This is a genomic window from Streptomyces pseudoechinosporeus (genome assembly GCF_054783935.1).
In genome coordinates, this window is record NZ_BAAGPS010000007.1 from 37,406 (window position 1) to 53,842 (window position 16,437).

The following is a 16,437-nucleotide window of genomic DNA, read 5'->3' on the forward strand; positions in this document are numbered from 1 at the left end:
CGTGCCCCGTACCGATATCTCCGTGGTGATCTGCGTGTATACCGAGGACCGGTGGGAGGACATCCTCGCTGCCGTGGACTCGGTACGAGAGCAGTCCTTGCCAGCCCTGGAGACGCTGCTGGTCGTCGACCACAATCCGGCACTGCTCGACCGGCTCGGAAACGAGTACAGGCAGTACGACGACCTCAAGGGCCCCGGACCGGCGGTCCGGGTCCTTGCCAACACGGGCCCCCAGGGTCTGTCCGCGGGCCGTAACACGGGGATCGCGGCGTCCCACGGCACGGTCGTCGCCTTCCTCGACGATGACGCAGTGGCAGAACGAGACTGGCTGCGGCACATGGCGTCGGCGTACGCCGATCCGCTGGTGATGGGGGTGGGCGGCCACACGGTCCCGCGGTGGGCCTCCGGACACCGTCCCGCCTGGTTTCCCGCAGAGTTCGACTGGGTCGTCGGCTGCGCATACAAGGGTCTTCCGGAAGGACGGGCGCCGGTCCGTAACGTACTGGGTGGAAACTCCTCCTTCCGTCGAACGGCCTTCGACGAGGCCGGCGGCTTCGCCATCGGCATCGGCCGCGACGGCGACAAGCACCCGCTGGGCTGCGAGGAAACCGAGTTCTGCATCCGGCTGACCCGGGCCAGGCCGGACGCGGTGCTACTCATCGAGCATCGCGCGGTCATTCACCACAAGGTCCCCGCCGCCCGGGAACGCTTCGACTACTTCCGTAGCCGTACCTACGCCGAGGGCCTGTCGAAAGCCCTGGTCACCCGCCGCGTAGGCGTGGGCAAGGGCCTGGAGTCCGAACGCCGCTACACCACGCGGGTACTCCCCGCCGGGGTGGCGCGCGGGCTACGCGACGCGCTGCTGGGGCGCCGGGGAGGCGCGGGCCGCGCGGGAGCGATCGTGACCGGAGTGGTGACCGCAGCAACGGGATACGCAGTCGGCGCGTTCCAAGCCCGCAGAAACGACTCCCTCTTCCGGGTCGCGGAAGTGCCGTCCCCGGCAGGCACGGGCCAGAACACGGGCCTCCCAGCCAAGGCAGCACAGAGAAGGATGTGAATCATGGACGTCAGCGTGTACCGACCCGACGAGCTGACCGCCGCCACCCGGACAGCTTGGACGACGATGCAGTCGGAGGCACATCTTCGTGACCGGCCCCAAATGGCGAATCCCTTTCTCTCCCCCGAGTTCACCCTGGCAGTCGGCCACTGCAGGCGCGGGGTGCGTGTCGCCGTGATTCGGGAAGAGAGTCCATGCGGCGAGCCAATGGCGTTCTTTCCGTACCAGCGCACCCCCGCCGGGGCCGGCCGCGCGATCGGCCTCGGCCTGTCCGACTGCCAGGGTCTCGTGCACGGGCCCGGTTTCCAGTGGGATGCGCACGAGTTGCTGGCGGCCTGCGGCCTCGCCGTCTGGGAGTTCGACCATCTCGCGTCGGGGCAGCAGCCGTTCGAGCAGTCGGCCACGGGCAGCTTCCCCTCGCCCGTGATCGACGTGGAGGAGGGCTGGGAGGCCTACCTGGCCCGGTTGCGCACCCAGTCACCGAAGTTCACGCGGACCACACTCGCCAAGGAACGCAAGCTCGGGCGGGAGTACGCCGACGTGCACTATGTGCACGATGAGCGCGACCCCGCAGCACTGCGCACGCTGATGGAGTGGAAGTCGGCGCAGTACCGCAGGACCGGTCGCAGTGACCGGTTCGCGCACCCCTGGATCAGCCAGCTCGTGCACCAGCTGTTCCACACCCACTCCGAGCCGTTCGCGGGGATCCTGTCGGTGCTCTACGCGGACGGCAGGCCGATCGCCGCGCACTTCGGGCTGCGCTCCGAGTCTGTGCTGGCCTGCTGGTTCCCGGCGTACGACCCTGCGTTCTCGAAGTTCTCGCCGGGCCTGATCCTCCATCTGCACATGGCGGAGGCTGCGGCAGCGGACGGAATTGCGTACCTGGATCTGGGGCGTGGCGACAAAGAGTACAAGCACTCCCTCAAGACGCGTGAACTCAGTGTGTCCGAAGGCTGGGTGACCCGTCGGCATCCAGTCGCCCTCGCCCATCGGGCGCGTCGCGCTCCGGTACGGGTCCTGCGCAACACCATCGTCTCGCGACCGGAACTGTTCGGGCGTGCCGACCGGCTCTTGAAGGGCGTTGGGAAACTCCGCGAGCGGCAGAAAGCAACGTAATGCCACAGCAACACCAAGGTTCGCCACGCCATATTTCCCACGGCCGGAACACCCGCACATCCGCCGCTGCAGGTCAAGCCAACCAGTTCGTTTCCGTTGGTGGCTCTAAAAGAGTGGAAGAGCCTTCCGCACATGTTCAAGAAAACTGCCCGAATCCTTGAATCACTGTTGCGAGGGAGCCTCAGGTGACACGCCCCGTACCCATCCTGATGTACCACGCGGTCGCGCACGAACCAGCCTCGTCGATCCGCGCCCTGTCCGTCTCGCCGGAGGCGTTCGCGGGCCAGATGCGGCTGCTCGCAGAACGCGGATTCACACCGCTGACCACGGCCCGACTGGCGGCCGCCTGGCGCGGAGGGCCGCCCCTGCCGCAGGACCCCGTGCTGATCACCTTCGACGACGGGTACCGAGGAGTGCATCGCTACGCCCTGCCCGTCCTCCGCGAACTCGGCTTCGCAGCGACGGTGTTCGTCACCACTGGCTGGCTTCGCGGCCCGCACGAGATCCACGGCGCAGCGCTGGACACCATGCTCGGCTGGGAAGAGGTGCGCGAACTCGCAGCGGCGGGTGCGGAGATCGGCGGACACAGCCACAGCCACCCACAGCTGGACCAGCTACCCGACAGCGAGTTGCGCTACGAGGTGGCACGCTGCCAAGAAGTCATCGCCGAGCAGACCGGCTCTCCGCCCTTTTCCTTCGCCTACCCGTACGGCTACTGCGACCGCCGGGTGCGGCAGGAGGTGCGAATGGCCGGCTTCGCCCAGTCGGTGGCGGTGGGCAACACTCTGGCCAGTCCCCGTCAGGGCCCTTTTGCTCTGCGGCGAGTGACCGTGCGGCGTCGCACGGGACTCAAGGAGTTCGCGCGACTGGTCGAAGGACGGGCCATCGGTCGCACCTTCGCCGCGGACCGGGCACTGACGAAGGGGTACGCACTGGTCCGCGGATCCCGTCAGCTGATGCGAAAGGCGGCACGAACCCGTGCCTGACACCACGAAGGAATGGGCTTCGCCCAATGGTCGGCACCGCAGCACCTGGGGCGGGCGCGGGAAGCCGAAGAGGTCGCGCCGGGCCCCTCCAGGGCGCTCGCTGCTGGAACGCCCCGCGGGGGATCGAGGGTCGCGTCGGTGGCGGATCGTCTCTCTCGCAGTGGTCACCGCCGCGCTCGCGTTCATCGTCTCCCTATGGACCGGCCCTCTTGGCCTCGGCGGGGGCACGTCGGGCCCGGCCCGGGGCGACAAGGTGCACGGCACGCCCGCCCCAGTTGACGGAACGCCGGAACCCTCGCTCGGCTGGGGCCTCACCCACACCCAATACAGCGCCGACGTGGGAGACCCCGCCGCCACGGAAAGGGCACGAAAGGCTCTCTCCGCCGAATCGCTGCCCCAGAACCAGCACATCATGGGCTGGGGCGCCGACAACCCCGAGCCCTCGCCGGGCCGATACGATTTCGCCACCCTGGACAGCCGTATGGACCTCATCCGAGCGACCGGCGGCACGCCCGTCATCACGCTGTGCTGCGCGCCGGACTGGATGAAGGGCGGCACGTCGGGCCGCACGGACTGGTCCCGGCCGTCCCTGGAGACGGCACCGAGCCCTGAGCACTACGACGACTTCGCCACCCTCGCGGCCACCGTCGCCCGACGTTATCCAGACGTACGGCACTTCATCGTCTGGAACGAGTTCAAGGGTTTCTTCGACGACTCGAAGCAGCGCTGGAACTACGAGGGCTATACCCAGCTCTACAACCAGGTTCGTCAGGCCCTGAAGACAGTGAACAAAGACAACCTGGTGGGCGGGCCGTATCTGAACATGGACAGCTTCGAGCCCGGCAGTACGACGCACGCCTCCGGCCTCAAGGGCCCGTGGGGCAGCGTCGATCAACGCGTGCTCGACGCCTTCGACTACTGGAACGAGCACAAGTCCGGAGCCGACTTCGTTGTCGTGGACGGCTCCAGCTACACCCACCACGACGCAACACCGCCCAATGAGTTCCGGGCCACGGACAAGTTCACCGCCGTCGGTCAATGGGTTCAGGAACGCACCGACCTGCCCCTGTGGTGGGCCGAGTACCACGTCGAACCCAACGGCGACCGCTGGAGCGAGCCGCACCGCACGGCTGTGCAAGCCGCCGGAATGATCGCCGCGGTGAGGGGTGGCGCCACCACCGGCTTCTATTGGAACCCTCAGCGCCGGGGCGAGCGGTGCGCCGGATGCCTGTGGCGTAGCACCGAGTTCGCCGACAGGACCGGCGGCGACACGCTCCCCATGCTGGACCTCGTACGACGGTTCCATGCGGAGTTCCCACCCGGTACGGCGTACCGCTCGGTCGATGTGACACCCGACGACGCGTCGACCGTGCGCATACTCGCAGACACTGAGACGACCCTTGTTGTCAACACCGAGGACCGGGCTCTTCAGGTCGAGATCGAGGGCCGGACCTTCGACATGGACGCCTATGAGGTGCTGTGGTTGGACAGTGTCTGAGAAGCCCGGCGGCGCCGCATCATGGGGAATGGCCCCCGGAGAATGTAAATTCATCGCGCATTTGAACGTCACTCCCTTACTCGGTTACGTGTCCGTGGAGTTGCAGCCCATGGTCGACAATCCGGACGAGCAGGAGCCGGCGTTCCGGCTCGGCCTGCACCGTATGCCGTCGCAGGAACTGCCCCGGCTCCGGGAGACCGCTGCCGCGCTCGCCGAACGCGGTGGGCCGGAGGGGCCGGCGGCGGGGCTGGACGCACTGCTCGACCAGTTCGTCGAAGCGGGGTGACGACGCGGAGGCTCTCAGCGCGCGAACGGTCCCTCCAGTGCCGCCCACTGCAGCAGCATGATCGTCTTCGCGTCGGCGATCTCCCCGGTGCGGATCATCTCCAGGGCCCGGCGGAAGGGCAGTTCGAGGATCTCGATGTCCTCGCCCTCCTCGTCCAGGCCGCCGCCCTCGTGGGTATGGGTCGCGGGGCCGTAGGCGGCGGCGTAGAAGCTGACGCGTTCGGTGACCGAGCCGGGGCTCATGTAGACGTCGAAGACGTGCTGGACGTCGCCGATGGTGTGCCCGGTCTCCTCCACGACCTCGCGTCGTACGGCGATCTCGGGGTGCTCGTCATCGTCGTCGAGCAAGCCGCCCGGGGTTTCGATCAGCATGCCGTCGGGGTGACTGTTGACGTAGATCGGGAAGCGGAACTGCCGGGTGAGCAGGACGGTTTCGCGTTCGGAGTCGTACAGGAGCATCGTGGCGCCGTTGCCGCGGTCGTGGGTCTCGCGCTCCTGGGTGGTCCAGGTGCCGTCGGCGTGCTGGAAGTCGAAGGTCGTGGTGCGTTCGATGTACCAGTGGCTGGACAGCAGTTTCACGTCCCGGACCTTGACGCGGGGATTGCCGGTGAGGTCGCGGCCGGTCCGGTCGAGTCCGGTGCGGCCGCGGCGGTCCGGGGTGTCGATGCCGGCGGTCATCGGGCACCGTTCCGGCGGTGGAGAAGGACATGCGAGTTGGTCATGTTTGCTTCTATCACTTCCCTCGCGGCCGATGTGCGCACAGCCGGTGGGCGGGATGGCCGTCCAGCCCACCGGCGACTCGCCGAGATCGGTCCGGTCCCGGTCAGAGGAAGCTGACCCCCTGCGCAAGCGCCAGCTCGGTGGAGTAGTTGATCGTGTTCGTGGCCGACCGCATATACGACTTCCACGCGTCGGACCCGGACTCGCGCCCACCCCCGGTGTCCTTCTCGCCCCCGAACGCCCCGCCGATCTCCGCTCCAGAGGTCCCGATATTGACGTTGGCGATACCGCAGTCGGACCCGGCGGCCGACAGAAAGATCTCCGCTTCCTGCTGGTCACGGGTGAAGATACTGGACGACAGCCCCTGGGGAACGTCGTTGTGGAGCGCGATCGCCTCGTCGAGGGTGTCGTACGTCATGACGTACAGGATCGGGGCGAAGGTCTCCTCCCGTACGACGTCGGTCTGTTCGTCGACGCGGACCAGGACCGGCTCGGTGTAGGCGGCCGCGGGTGCGGTCTCGGTCAGGCGTCGGTTGCCGCCGGCCAGGATCTTGCCGCCCTGGGACTGGACGCGGGTCAGGGCGTTCGCCATGGCGTCGAGGGCCGTGGTGGTGATGAGCGGGCCGACCAGGGTGGTTTCGTCGAACGGGTCGCCGATGGGGAGCCTCTGGTAGGCGGCGGTCAGGCGCTCGATGAGGGTGTCGGCGATGTCGCGGTGGACGATGAGGCGGCGCAGGGTCGTGCAGCGCTGGCCGGCGGTGCCTGCCGCGGCGAAGACGATGCCCTGGATGGCAAGGTCCAGGTCGGCGGACGGGGCGACGATCGTGGCGTTGTTGCCGCCGAGTTCGAGCAGGCTGCGGCCGAAGCGGGCGGCGACGCGGGGGGCGACCTCGCGGCCCATGCGGGTGGAGCCGGTGGCGCTGACGAGGGCGATGCGGGGGTCGTCGACGAGCTGTTCGCCGACCGTACGGTCACCGAGCAGGAGGCGGTGTACGTCGCTGGGGGCGCCGACCTCGTCGGCGGCCCGGGCGAGCAGGTGGTCGCAGGCCAGGGAGATCAGCGGGGTGAGTTCCGAGGGCTTCCAGATCACGGTGTCGCCGCAGACCAGGGCGACCGTGGTGTTCCAGGACCACACGGCGGCGGGGAAGTTGAAGGCGGAGATGACGCCGACCACGCCGAGGGGGTGCCAGGTCTCGGCGAGGCGGTGGCCGGGGCGTTCGGAGGCGATCGTGCGGCCGTACAGCTGGCGGGACAGACCGACCGCGAAGTCGCAGATGTCGATCATTTCCTGGATCTCGCCGAGCGCCTCGGAGCGGATCTTGCCCGCCTCGATGGTAACGAGGTCGGCCAGGTCGCTCTTGTGCTCGCGCAGCAGCTCACCGAGGCGGCGGACGAGTTCACCGCGGCGCGGGGCCGGTGTGGTGCGCCAGGTCAGGAAGGCCGTACGGCTGGCCGCGATCGCCGCTTCGGTGTCGGCGTCGGTGGCGGCCGTCAGCCCGAAGAGGTTCTCGCCGGTGATGGGCGTACGGGCCTGGAAGTCGCCGCCCTCGGGGACGGCGGCCCCGATGTGGTCCAGGGCCGTACGGGCGCGGGCGCGCAGGTCGTCCGTGGTGGGCAGGGTGGTGCTGGTCATGATGCTCCTGTCGGAAGAGGGGGGTTGAGGCCGAGCTGCTCGCTGACCTGCGCCAGGGAGGCGTTCTGCTGCTGGGCGTAGAGGGCGTACGGGTCCAGTACGTCGCGGCCGACGGCGCCGGAGAGCCAGGCGGCGTCGTAGGCGGTGCCCTCCTGGTCGTTGTCGCGGGTGCCCTCGCCGCTGAGGTTGGACTGGAAGATGCCGGCGGCGGAGCGGGGCAGGAAGTCCTCGTAGACGATGGGCTCGGCGTGCAGCCAGCCCTGCTGCACCAACTCGCTGACGCTGTTGGGCGGCCCGCTGCCGTCGCGGGGCCGGTCGTCGGCCAGTCGGTACGTGAAGTAGGCCAACCCCTCGGCGGCGAGCTCCTGTTCGCTGCCGGGCATGTGGCGCTCCCACAGGGCGCGGGCGATGTCGCCGCGGGCTTCGGCGGGGTTCCGGGACGCCTGCTCGTCGAGGTGGCCGAGGAGTTCGTCGTAGAGGGTGCGGCCTTCGTGGGTGAGGGCGATGCCGCGGGCTTCGACCTCACCGAAGCGGACCCGGAGGGCGCCGCTGATGACGCGCCCGTCGGGGGTGCGCATCGCGCGGGGTTCGGCGAGGGCCCGGAAGGAGGTCTGGCGCAGCAGAACGTCGGGGCCCTTCCAGGCCGGCGGGCCCTGGATGGTGTCGATCATCTCGATGCCGCGGTCGGTCATACGGCGGTAGAGCTCGTCGATGTCGAGGACGCGCGGGGTGAGGTGGTTGATGTGGGTGCTGCGTACGCCGCCGATGTCCGCGGCGACGGCGGAGATCCGCTCCAGGGTCTCGTACCACGCCTTGTCCACTGGCTCGGGCGACAACTCGAAGGCTTGCACGGCGAGTTGGAGGAATCGCTCGGCTTCGTCCTCGGGCAGTTCGCGAGCTGCCGCCGCGCGGTCGGCCAGGGTGAGCAGCTCGGGCGGGAACAGTTCGCGGCGGGCGAGGAAGGCTTCCAGGCGTGCGCGCAGGTCGGTGTCGAAGAAGCGGGGGTCGGCCGGGGTGAGCATGGAGGTGAACACCCGGAAGGGGTTACGGGCCAGCTCCTCGCCGTCGACCGGGCGGAAGGCGGTGGAGATGACGGGTACGGCGCTGGCGGCGGCCTCGCGCAGATCGTAGAAGCCGACGGGGCGCATGCCCAAGGCGCCGAAGATGCGGGCGACTTGTCGCAGTTCCTGCGGCGTCCCGACCCTGATGGCGCCGTGCCGCTCGGCGGTCACCCGGCTGATGGTTCCCAGGCGTTCGGCGTCGGCCCCCTGCTCGCGCAGGACGTCCTCGTTCACCTCGCGCGAGACGTCCACGAGCGTGGTGTAGGCGGGAACCTCCTGGCCGTACATCTGCGAAAGGCGTGCCGCGAACGCGGCTCGCAGCTGCCACTGACTGATCGTTGACATGCTTCAGCCTTTCGATCGCGGGTCACACCACATGGGCTTCGGGGCGGATCTCGGCGCTGTGGCGGAACCGATCGGCGCTGAGCGGGGAGATGTCGGTGAACGGCTCGCGTTCCAGGTACAGGTCGCGTACGACCTCCCCGACGGCGGGCGCCTGGAGGAAGCCATGGCCCGAAAACCCGGCTGCGTAGAGGAAGTTGGGCAGCTCGCCGGAGCGGCCGATCAGCGCGTTGTGGTCCGGTGTGATCTCGTACAGCCCTGCCCAGCCGTCGACGGTCCTCATGTCGGCCAGCGCGGGGGCCCGGTCGCGGACGACGGTGCGGAACAGCTCAAGCCAGTCCGGGGTCCAGGTGGTGTCGAAGCCGTCCTTCTCGTCGGGGTCGGCAAGGCCGAACAGCAGCCCGTCGTCGCTGTTGTGGAAGTAGGCCGACGACGAGAAGTCGATGGTGAACGGGATGCGCGGTGCGGGCGGTGTGAGCGGCGCGGTGAACGCCAGCTGCCGTCGCACGGGCCGGACCGGAAGGTTGACGCCGACCATGGCGCCGATCTGTGCCGACCAGGCCCCTGCCGCGCAGATGGCGGAGCCGCAGGCGATGCGGCCCTGGCCGGTGCGCACCCCGACGACCCGGTCCCCCGCCGTGTCGATGCCGGTGACCGCGGTGTGCGCGGCGATGGTGACGCCGGCCCGGGCCGCGGCCTGCGCGTACCCGTCGACGACCAGTGAGGGGCGGCAGTGCCCGTCGGCGGGTGAGTACGCGGCGGCCACCAGGCCGTCGGTGCTGATGTAGGGACACAAGCGCTGCGCCTCGTCGGGTCCGATCATGCGGCTCGGCACGCCCAGGCTGTTCTGGATGCGGACGCTGGTCTCGAAGTCGCCTGCCTGCTGGTCGCTGGTGAGCAGGAAGAGGTAGCCGACGGTGTCGAGCTTGATGTCGGCGCCGGGCCGGTGGGGGAATTCCTGGTAGGCGCGCAGACTGCGGTTGCCCAGTTCGATGTTGAGGGGGTCGGAGAACTGGGCGCGTACGCCGCCGATCGGCTTGCCCGAGCTGCCGCGGCCGAGGTCGTCGCGCTCGACGACGACGATGTTCCGCACGCCGGCCTCGGCAAGATGGAACGCGATGCTCGCACCCATCACGCCGCCACCGATGATCACCACATCGGCGGAGGTTGGAACGGTGCGGAAGGCGGAGGAGGACAACGGGCCACGCTCCCATCCATGAGCCGCCCGGAGGAAAGCGGACGCGGACGGTCGGTCCGTCCTGCGGGCGGCGGGGGTTGTCAGTACGGGGTGGGTGCCGAGCAGCTATCTGCTATCTGGAGCAGCTATCTGTTATCTGTGCTGTGCGTCATCGTGCAGCAATCCAACCGTTGACGTCTATCAACGGTTAATGCTTCTGATCTTTTACGATCACTGAATGGACTGGACGAGTGCACAGTTGCGTTCGCTGGTGGAACTGACCAGGCGCGGCACCATCACCGCGGTCGCGGAGGCCCTGGGCTACACCCCCGGCGGGGTCTCGCAGCAGATCGCCGCACTGGAGAAGGCCACCGGCATGCAGCTGCTGCGGCGGGTGGGACGCCGGGTCGAACTCACCGACGCCGGGGCGACGTTGGCCCTGCACGCCGAGCGCATCCTTACCACGGAGGCCGAGGCCGTCGAAGCACTGGAACGCACCCGCAACGAGGTCTCCGGGACGCTGCGGATCGGACTCTTCGCGACGGCCGCCGCCGAGATCCTGCCACCCGCCCTGCAGCGAGTACGCGCGAGGCATCCGGGCGTGACCGTGCGCAGCCGGGACATGGACGTGGACGAGGTGTACGACGCGGTCGCGGGCGGAGCGGTGGATCTGGCGCTGGGGCTGGACTACCCCGACGTACCCATTCCGCGCGATCCGTCCCTGCGGGTGACGGAGCTGTCCCGGGAGCGCTTCTCGCTCGCGGTTCCCGCCGGGGCCATGCCGGGGCGGCGGAGGATCTCCCTCGCGGACACCAGGGAACGGGGATGGATCCTGCCGTCGATCGGCAGCTACTACGGCCGGGCCGTGCTCACCGCCTGCCGCCGGGCCGGTTTCGAACCGCAGGTGCTGCACGAGGTGACGGACACGGCCGCCACCCTCGCCCTGATCGAGGCCGGTGTCGGGGTGAGTGTGGTGACGGATCTGATGCTGCGGCTGCGCCCGTCCCGGATCGATGTGCTTGATCTGCAGGAGGTGATGGAGCGTCACATTGTGGTGGTGTTCCGCTCCTTTGCCGAGCACCGGCCGACGGTGGCCGCCCTCGTCGATGTGCTGCGCGCCTCGGCGGACCGGCTGCCGCCGGGTGCGGTCAAGGGGTGAGCAGCGAAGCGGGAGCTGGCTCCTCACAGGGCCATGGAGCTGCCCAGCGCAGTGGCCCCAGGCCCTACCCCGGCTGTTCGTCCTGCGCCGGGTGCACGTAAGGCTCCCCTGCCGGTACCGCACCGCGCAGCGAGCGGATCATTGTGCCGAGCAGCGGGTTGCTGTTCTCGCTGCGGTGCAGGGCCATCACACGGCGGAAGGCCGAGCGTTGCGCAAGCCGTGTCGCCTCCACCGAATCGCCGGGCGAGTGGCCCAGACCCGGCACGATCGCCACTCCGAGACCGGCGGACACCAACTCCCGTACGACGTCGTAGTTGTTGCTGCGAAAGGCCACCGCGGCCTCGAAACCGGCCGCCGCGCACAGCCGGGTCAGCGAGAGCGCACCGGCCGTTCCTTCCCTACTGGTGATCCAGCGGGTCCGCGACAACCCGGCGAGGCGCGAACTCAGGCCACTGCCACGAACCCTGAGCAGGACGAGGTCCTCCCGTACGAGGTGATGGCGGGCCATTCCGTCCGGCCACTGACGGGGGCTGAGCCCGTACTCGTACACCAGCGCCACATCGAGATCGCCGTCGTTCAGCGCGTCGACGAGTTCGTCCGGCTCGCCCTCCTCGAGCTGGATCTGTACGCGCGGGTGGGTCGCCGTCAGAGCCGACAGCGCCGCCGGTACGAGCCGGACGCTGGCGGTGGGGAAGCTGCCCAGCCTCAGCCGGCCGGTGGCACCGGCGGCGAGCTCGTGCACCTGGTGGCCGAGGTCGTCCATGGCGGCCAGCACCGGGACGCTGAGATCGACCAGCCGGTGGGCAGCCGCGGTGGCCCGGATGCCGTGCGCCTCCCGCTCGAAGAGAACCAGCCCCGTCTCCTTCTCCAGTGCTGAGATCTGCTGCGAGATCGCGGAGGCGGTGTAGCCGAGATCACGGGCCGTGATGACGAACGAGCCGGTGCGCACAACGGCCCGCAAGGTGAGCAGATGCTGCGGCTTGAGCAACGGATTCCTCCTGCGACCTCCGGCTGCCGACCTCCGGGACGACTGCCGCCAGCATAAGCATTACTTGCCCTGTACCGTCATTACTTTCGCGCTGCTGGGTCTTGTGGGGTGGGCAGGTGTACGCCGATCGTGACGGGGACGCGGTCGAGCGTGACCATCTGAGCATGAACCAACCTGAGCATGAGGGAGATACCGCAGTGACGGCGACAGTGCAGGGGGCGGAGCGTCTCGACGCGGCGGCCGTGACCGAGGCGCTCGCCCAGGGCGACTGTGGTGAGGTGCAGGGGGACGCCGGACGGCGGGCCCAGTACTCGGCCGACGCCTCCAACTACCGCCGGATTCCGCTGGCCGTGGTCTTCCCCCGCGAGCGCCGGCAGGTGCTCAACGCGATCGCCGTGTGCCGCCGCCTGGGCGTGCCGATCACCTCGCGCGGCGCGGGTACGAGCACCTCGGGGCAGGCTGTCGGCTCCGGCGTGGTGCTGGACTTCTCCCGCTACTTCAACCGTCTGCTCGCGCTGGATCCCGTCGCGCGTACGGCGACGGTGCAGCCCGGCATCGTTCTGGACGAGCTGCAACGGGCCGCCGGCGAACACGGTTTGCTGTTCGGCGCGGATCCCTCGACCCACAGCCGCTGCACGCTCGGCGGCATGATCGGCAACAACGCGTGCGGCTCGCACTCGGTCGCCTGGGGACGCACCGCGGAAAACGTACTGGAACTCGAGGTGGTCACCTATCGCGGGACCGTCCTGCGCCTCGGCGAGATGACGCAGGCGGAGATCGACGAAGCCGTCGCCGCCGGCGACGACCGCGGCCGGCTCATCGCATGCCTGCACCAGCTGGCCGAGCGCAACCTGGCAACCCTGCGCACCGAGTTGGGCCGGTTCCCCCGACAGGTCTCCGGCTACGCGCTCGAACACCTGCTGCCGGAGCGGCGGTTCAACCTGGCCCGCGCCCTGGTCGGCAGCGAAGGCACGCTGGCCGTCATCCTTTCCGCCACCGTCCGCCTCGTAACTCCTCCTCCCGCCCGGGCGCTGGTCGTACTCGGCTACCAGGACGCCTGCGCCGCGGCCGAAGCGGTACCCGCCCTCCTCAAGCACCAACTACTGGCGCTGGAAGGGCTCGACCAGGCCTTGACCGACATCGTCACCCGCGCCGAGACCCGCAAAACGATCGACACCCTGCCGCGCGCACAGGCGTGGCTGTTCGCCGAGCTCGGCGGACAGGAGGGTGAACTCCCCAAGCTGGCTGAGGAGTTCACCGCAGCCGCCGCCCGGACCATGGGGTTCACCGGCCATGAGGTCGTCACCGATCCCGTACGGGCCCGGCAACTGTGGCGGATCCGGGAAGACGGAGCCGGTCTGGCCACACGTACCCCCGACGGGGCAGAAGCCTGGCCCGGCTGGGAGGACGCCGCTGTACCACCCGCCCAACTCGGCGCCTACCTACGGCAGTTCACCGAACTGCTCAACCGCCACGACCTCCAGGGCGCCGTCTACGGGCACTTCGGCGAGGGCTGCCTGCACGTGCGTATCAACTTCGACTTCACCACCGAGCACGGCACCGCCGTCTTCCGCGCCTTCCTCACCGACGCCGCCCAACTCGTCGCCGCCCACGGCGGCTCCCTCTCGGGAGAACACGGCGACGGCCAGGCACGCTCCGAGCTGCTGCCGTTGATGTACGGGCCCGAAGTCATCGCCCTGTTCGAACAGTTCAAGGGCGTCTGGGATCCCGACAACGGCCTGAACCCCGGAATGATCGTCAAGCCGCTGCCCCTCGACGGCAATCTTCGGGTCAGCCCGCACCGCACCTCGCTGCCCCTGACCACCGTCTTCCCCTTCCACTCCGACGACGGCGACTTCGCCAAGGCCACCCGCCGCTGCGTCGGCGTCGGAAAGTGCCGCAGCGCCACCCCGCGCGGCGATGTCATGTGCCCCAGCTACCGCGTCACCCTCGACGAGAAGGACTCCACCCGGGGCCGGGCCCGCCTGCTGTACGAGATGACCCAGGGCGAGGTCATCACGGACGGCTGGCGGTCCGCCGAGGTACGCGACGCGCTCGACCTGTGTCTGTCGTGCAAGGGGTGCAGCGTCGACTGCCCGGTGGAGGTCGACATGGCCACGTACAAGTCCGAATTCCTGCACCACCACTACCGACGACGTCTGCGGCCCGCCTCGCACTACTCCATGGGCTGGCTGCCCCTGCTGTCCCGCCTGGCCGCTCGTACGCCCCGGCTGGTCAACGGGCTCACCGCGTCCCGCCTCGCACCGGTCATCAAGCGGCTGGGCGGCATTGCCGCCGAACGCGAGGTTCCCCGCTTCGCCGAACGGACCTTCCTGACCTGGTTCCGTACGCGCACTCCCGAAGGCGATGGACACCGCGGCCCGGTCATGCTCTGGGTGGACTCCTTCAACAACCACTTCACGCCCGAAGTCCTCAAGGCTGGCGTGGCGGTTCTGGAACACGCCGGATACCGGGTCCAGGTCCCGGACGGCACCCAGTGCTGCGGGCTGACCTGGATCACCACCGGCCAACTGGGCATGGCCCGCCGTATCGCCCGCCGCACCGCCACCGCGCTCGCCCCGGCGACACGCGAAGGCGTACCGGTCGTAGGCCTGGAGCCGAGCTGCACCGCGGCACTCAGAACCGATCTGCCCGAACTCCTCGACGGCGATCCCGACGCGCGGGCCCTCGCCCGGTCCACCCTCACCCTCGCCGAACTCCTCCTCCGCCACACCGAGGGCTGGCAGCCGCCACGGATCGACGCCGGCTCCATCAGCCAGACCCACTGTCACCAGCACGCCACCAGCGGCTTCAGTGCCGACAGCGCACTACTGGAGGCCATGGGCGTCGACAACAGCGTGCTGAACTCCGGCTGTTGCGGACTGGCGGGCAACTTCGGCTTCGAGCGCGGTCATTACGAGGTGTCCGTGGCGGCCGGTGAGCAGGTCCTGCTGCCGGCGGTACGCGTGGCCGATCCGGACACCGTCGTCCTGGCCGACGGCTTCAGCTGCCGTACCCAGATCGCCCAGCAGACCGAACGCAGCGGTACCCACCTCGCCCAGCTGATCGCCCGTGCCCTGCGCGCGCAGCGCTAGGTCGCTTCTCACCAGACAAGGAACCCGCACCGTGACTGACGCACTCTCCCTCGTCGACGACTGGGGCCCCGAGAAGATCGTCGTCGTCTCCCATCGACGTACCGGAATGAAGGGCGTCCTGGTCATCGACAACACCGCCCGCGGTGTCGGCAAGGGCGGCACGCGGATGAGCCCGAACGTCTCCGTCGGGGAGATCGCGCGGCTGGCCCGTGTCATGACGTGGAAGTGGGCCGGAGTCGACCTGTTCTACGGCGGCGCCAAGGCCGGTATCGTCGCGGACCCCGCTTCCCCCGACAAGGAGGCGATCCTGCGCGCCTTCGCCCGCGCCCTGGCCAACGAGGTGCCCCGCGAGTACGTCATGGGCCTCGACATGGGCCTGACCGAGGACGACGCGGCCATCATCCAGGACGAACTCGGCGACCGCGGTGCGGCGGTCGGCACCCCGGACCACCTCGGCGGAGTCGCCTATGACAAGCTCGGAGTCACCGGATACGGAGTCGCCGAAGCCGCGGACGCCGCCGCCCAACATCTCCAACTGCCGCTGAGCGGCGCCCGCGTGGCGATTCAGGGGTTCGGAGCGGTCGGCCGTGCCGCCGCCGTACGGTTCGCCGAGTTCGGCGCCACCATCGTCGCCGTGTCGACTGCCCGGGGAGCCCTCCACGACCCCACCGGCCTTGACGTTGCCGCGTTGCGGGCGGCCCACGACGCGTACGGCGACGACTTCGTCACCCGCCACTCCCAGGGCGTCGTCATCCAGCCCGGCCGGGAACTCACCGTCGACTGCGACATCCTCGTACCGGCCGCTCTCCAGGACGTCATCGACGAGAGGACCGCCCACCGGATCAAGGCCAAGCTGGTGGTGGAGGGCGCCAACCTCCCCACCTCCGAGCAGGCCCAGGCTGTCCTCGCCGAACGCGGAATCGCTGTCCTGCCCGACTTCGTCGCCAACGCCGGGGGCGTCGTGGCCGCCGCCTTCGCCATGGACGCCCGCTACTCCGGCTTCCGGCCCGAGACGCCCACGATCTTCGAAACGATCTCCCAGCGGCTGCGCGCCAACGCCGTCACTGTCCTCGAAGAAGCCGGGCGCCGCGCCACCACGCCGCACATCGCCGGGCGCGGGCTGGCAGAGGAACGCGTGCGCGCCGCTATGCGGAGCAAGGGGCGGCTTCGTTCCTGAGGGTCCCTGACGGCATGGGAGAGAGGCGGGAGGTCTCATCCATGCCGGTCTCATCCATGGCGTGGATGACCCGGATACGGGATTCGGATCGCGCGGAGGATAGCGGCGGGGTTCCGTACAGCCCATAGTCGTGCCCACCGCAC

12 protein-coding genes and 1 pseudogene are annotated in these 16,437 nt (G+C 69.3%); 8 read left to right on the forward strand and 5 right to left on the reverse strand.

Annotation, left to right across the window (positions count from 1 at the left end; genetic code table 11):
• The first annotated feature begins 1 nt into the window (after window position 1).
• The 5 genes and pseudogenes from ACYVO6_RS10350 to ACYVO6_RS10370 all read left to right on the forward strand — a co-directional run.
• The gene (locus ACYVO6_RS10350; protein WP_461059612.1) at window positions 2-1,057 is read left to right on the forward strand and encodes a glycosyltransferase family 2 protein; all 1,056 of its coding nucleotides are present in this window, start codon (window positions 2-4) and stop codon (window positions 1,055-1,057) included.
• A gap of 3 nt (window positions 1,058-1,060) precedes the next feature.
• Complete coding sequence (locus ACYVO6_RS10355) at window positions 1,061-2,173, forward strand: GNAT family N-acetyltransferase (protein ID WP_461059614.1); 1,113 nt, start codon at window positions 1,061-1,063, stop codon at window positions 2,171-2,173.
• A gap of 209 nt (window positions 2,174-2,382) precedes the next feature.
• On the forward strand, window positions 2,383-3,159 hold the full coding sequence (locus ACYVO6_RS10360; protein ID WP_461059894.1) for a polysaccharide deacetylase family protein: 777 nt from the start codon (window positions 2,383-2,385) through the stop codon (window positions 3,157-3,159).
• A gap of 103 nt (window positions 3,160-3,262) precedes the next feature.
• Window positions 3,263-4,657: a GH39 family glycosyl hydrolase gene (locus tag ACYVO6_RS10365; RefSeq protein ID WP_461059896.1), complete on the forward strand. Its 1,395-nt coding sequence runs from the start codon at window positions 3,263-3,265 to the stop codon at window positions 4,655-4,657.
• Between the two features lie 76 nt (window positions 4,658-4,733).
• Window positions 4,734-4,943: pseudogene (locus tag ACYVO6_RS10370) on the forward strand (TetR/AcrR family transcriptional regulator); the annotation flags it as partial.
• 14 nt (window positions 4,944-4,957) lie between these two features.
• On the opposite strand, the gene ACYVO6_RS10375 reads toward ACYVO6_RS10370, so the two are convergent.
• From ACYVO6_RS10375 to ACYVO6_RS10390, 4 genes are all read right to left on the reverse strand, one after another.
• Window positions 4,958-5,620: an NUDIX domain-containing protein gene (locus ACYVO6_RS10375; RefSeq protein WP_461059616.1), complete on the reverse strand. Its 663-nt coding sequence runs from the start codon at window positions 5,618-5,620 to the stop codon at window positions 4,958-4,960.
• Window positions 5,621-5,765: 145 nt separating this feature from the next.
• Window positions 5,766-7,295 (reverse strand): L-piperidine-6-carboxylate dehydrogenase, encoded by a 1,530-nt coding sequence (amaB, locus tag ACYVO6_RS10380; RefSeq protein ID WP_461059618.1) that lies wholly within the window; start codon window positions 7,293-7,295, stop codon window positions 5,766-5,768.
• On the reverse strand, window positions 7,292-8,701 hold the full coding sequence (hglS, locus tag ACYVO6_RS10385; RefSeq protein ID WP_461059620.1) for a 2-oxoadipate dioxygenase/decarboxylase: 1,410 nt from the start codon (window positions 8,699-8,701) through the stop codon (window positions 7,292-7,294). Before hglS ends, amaB begins: the two co-directional genes overlap by 4 nt.
• A 22-nt stretch (window positions 8,702-8,723) precedes the next feature.
• Window positions 8,724-9,896 carry an NAD(P)/FAD-dependent oxidoreductase gene (locus ACYVO6_RS10390; RefSeq protein WP_461059622.1) on the reverse strand — a complete coding sequence of 391 codons (1,173 nt, stop codon included), beginning with the start codon at window positions 9,894-9,896 and terminating at the stop codon, window positions 8,724-8,726.
• A 217-nt stretch (window positions 9,897-10,113) separates the two neighbouring features.
• Here ACYVO6_RS10390 and ACYVO6_RS10395 point away from each other — a divergent pair, with 217 nt between their 5' ends.
• On the forward strand, window positions 10,114-11,034 hold the full coding sequence (locus tag ACYVO6_RS10395; protein WP_461059624.1) for a LysR family transcriptional regulator: 921 nt from the start codon (window positions 10,114-10,116) through the stop codon (window positions 11,032-11,034).
• Between the two features lie 64 nt (window positions 11,035-11,098).
• Here ACYVO6_RS10395 and ACYVO6_RS10400 read toward each other — a convergent pair whose 3' ends face one another.
• The gene (locus ACYVO6_RS10400; protein WP_461059626.1) at window positions 11,099-12,022 is read right to left on the reverse strand and encodes a LysR family transcriptional regulator; all 924 of its coding nucleotides are present in this window, start codon (window positions 12,020-12,022) and stop codon (window positions 11,099-11,101) included.
• 197 nt (window positions 12,023-12,219) lie between these two features.
• On the opposite strand from ACYVO6_RS10400, the gene ACYVO6_RS10405 reads away from it, so the two are divergent.
• Window positions 12,220-15,117, forward strand: coding sequence for an FAD-binding and (Fe-S)-binding domain-containing protein (locus tag ACYVO6_RS10405; RefSeq protein ID WP_461059628.1), 2,898 nt, complete (start codon window positions 12,220-12,222; stop codon window positions 15,115-15,117).
• A 31-nt stretch (window positions 15,118-15,148) separates the two neighbouring features.
• Window positions 15,149-16,294, forward strand: coding sequence for a Glu/Leu/Phe/Val family dehydrogenase (locus ACYVO6_RS10410; RefSeq protein WP_461059630.1), 1,146 nt, complete (start codon window positions 15,149-15,151; stop codon window positions 16,292-16,294).
• Window positions 16,295-16,437: the final 143 nt, after the last annotated feature.

Excerpts from the sequence above, each read along its gene's own strand:
- ACYVO6_RS10355 (WP_461059614.1), top strand. The coding sequence starts at position 1,061 with ATGGACGTCAGCGTGTACCGACCCGACGAGCTGACCGCCGCCACCCGG.
- ACYVO6_RS10360 (WP_461059894.1), top strand. The coding sequence starts at position 2,383 with ATGTACCACGCGGTCGCGCACGAACCAGCCTCGTCGATCCGCGCCCTG.
- ACYVO6_RS10375 (WP_461059616.1), bottom strand. The coding sequence starts at position 5,620 with ATGACCGCCGGCATCGACACCCCGGACCGCCGCGGCCGCACCGGACTC.
- amaB (WP_461059618.1), bottom strand. The coding sequence starts at position 7,295 with ATGACCAGCACCACCCTGCCCACCACGGACGACCTGCGCGCCCGCGCC.
- hglS (WP_461059620.1), bottom strand. The coding sequence starts at position 8,701 with ATGTCAACGATCAGTCAGTGGCAGCTGCGAGCCGCGTTCGCGGCACGC.
- ACYVO6_RS10395 (WP_461059624.1), top strand. The coding sequence starts at position 10,114 with ATGGACTGGACGAGTGCACAGTTGCGTTCGCTGGTGGAACTGACCAGG.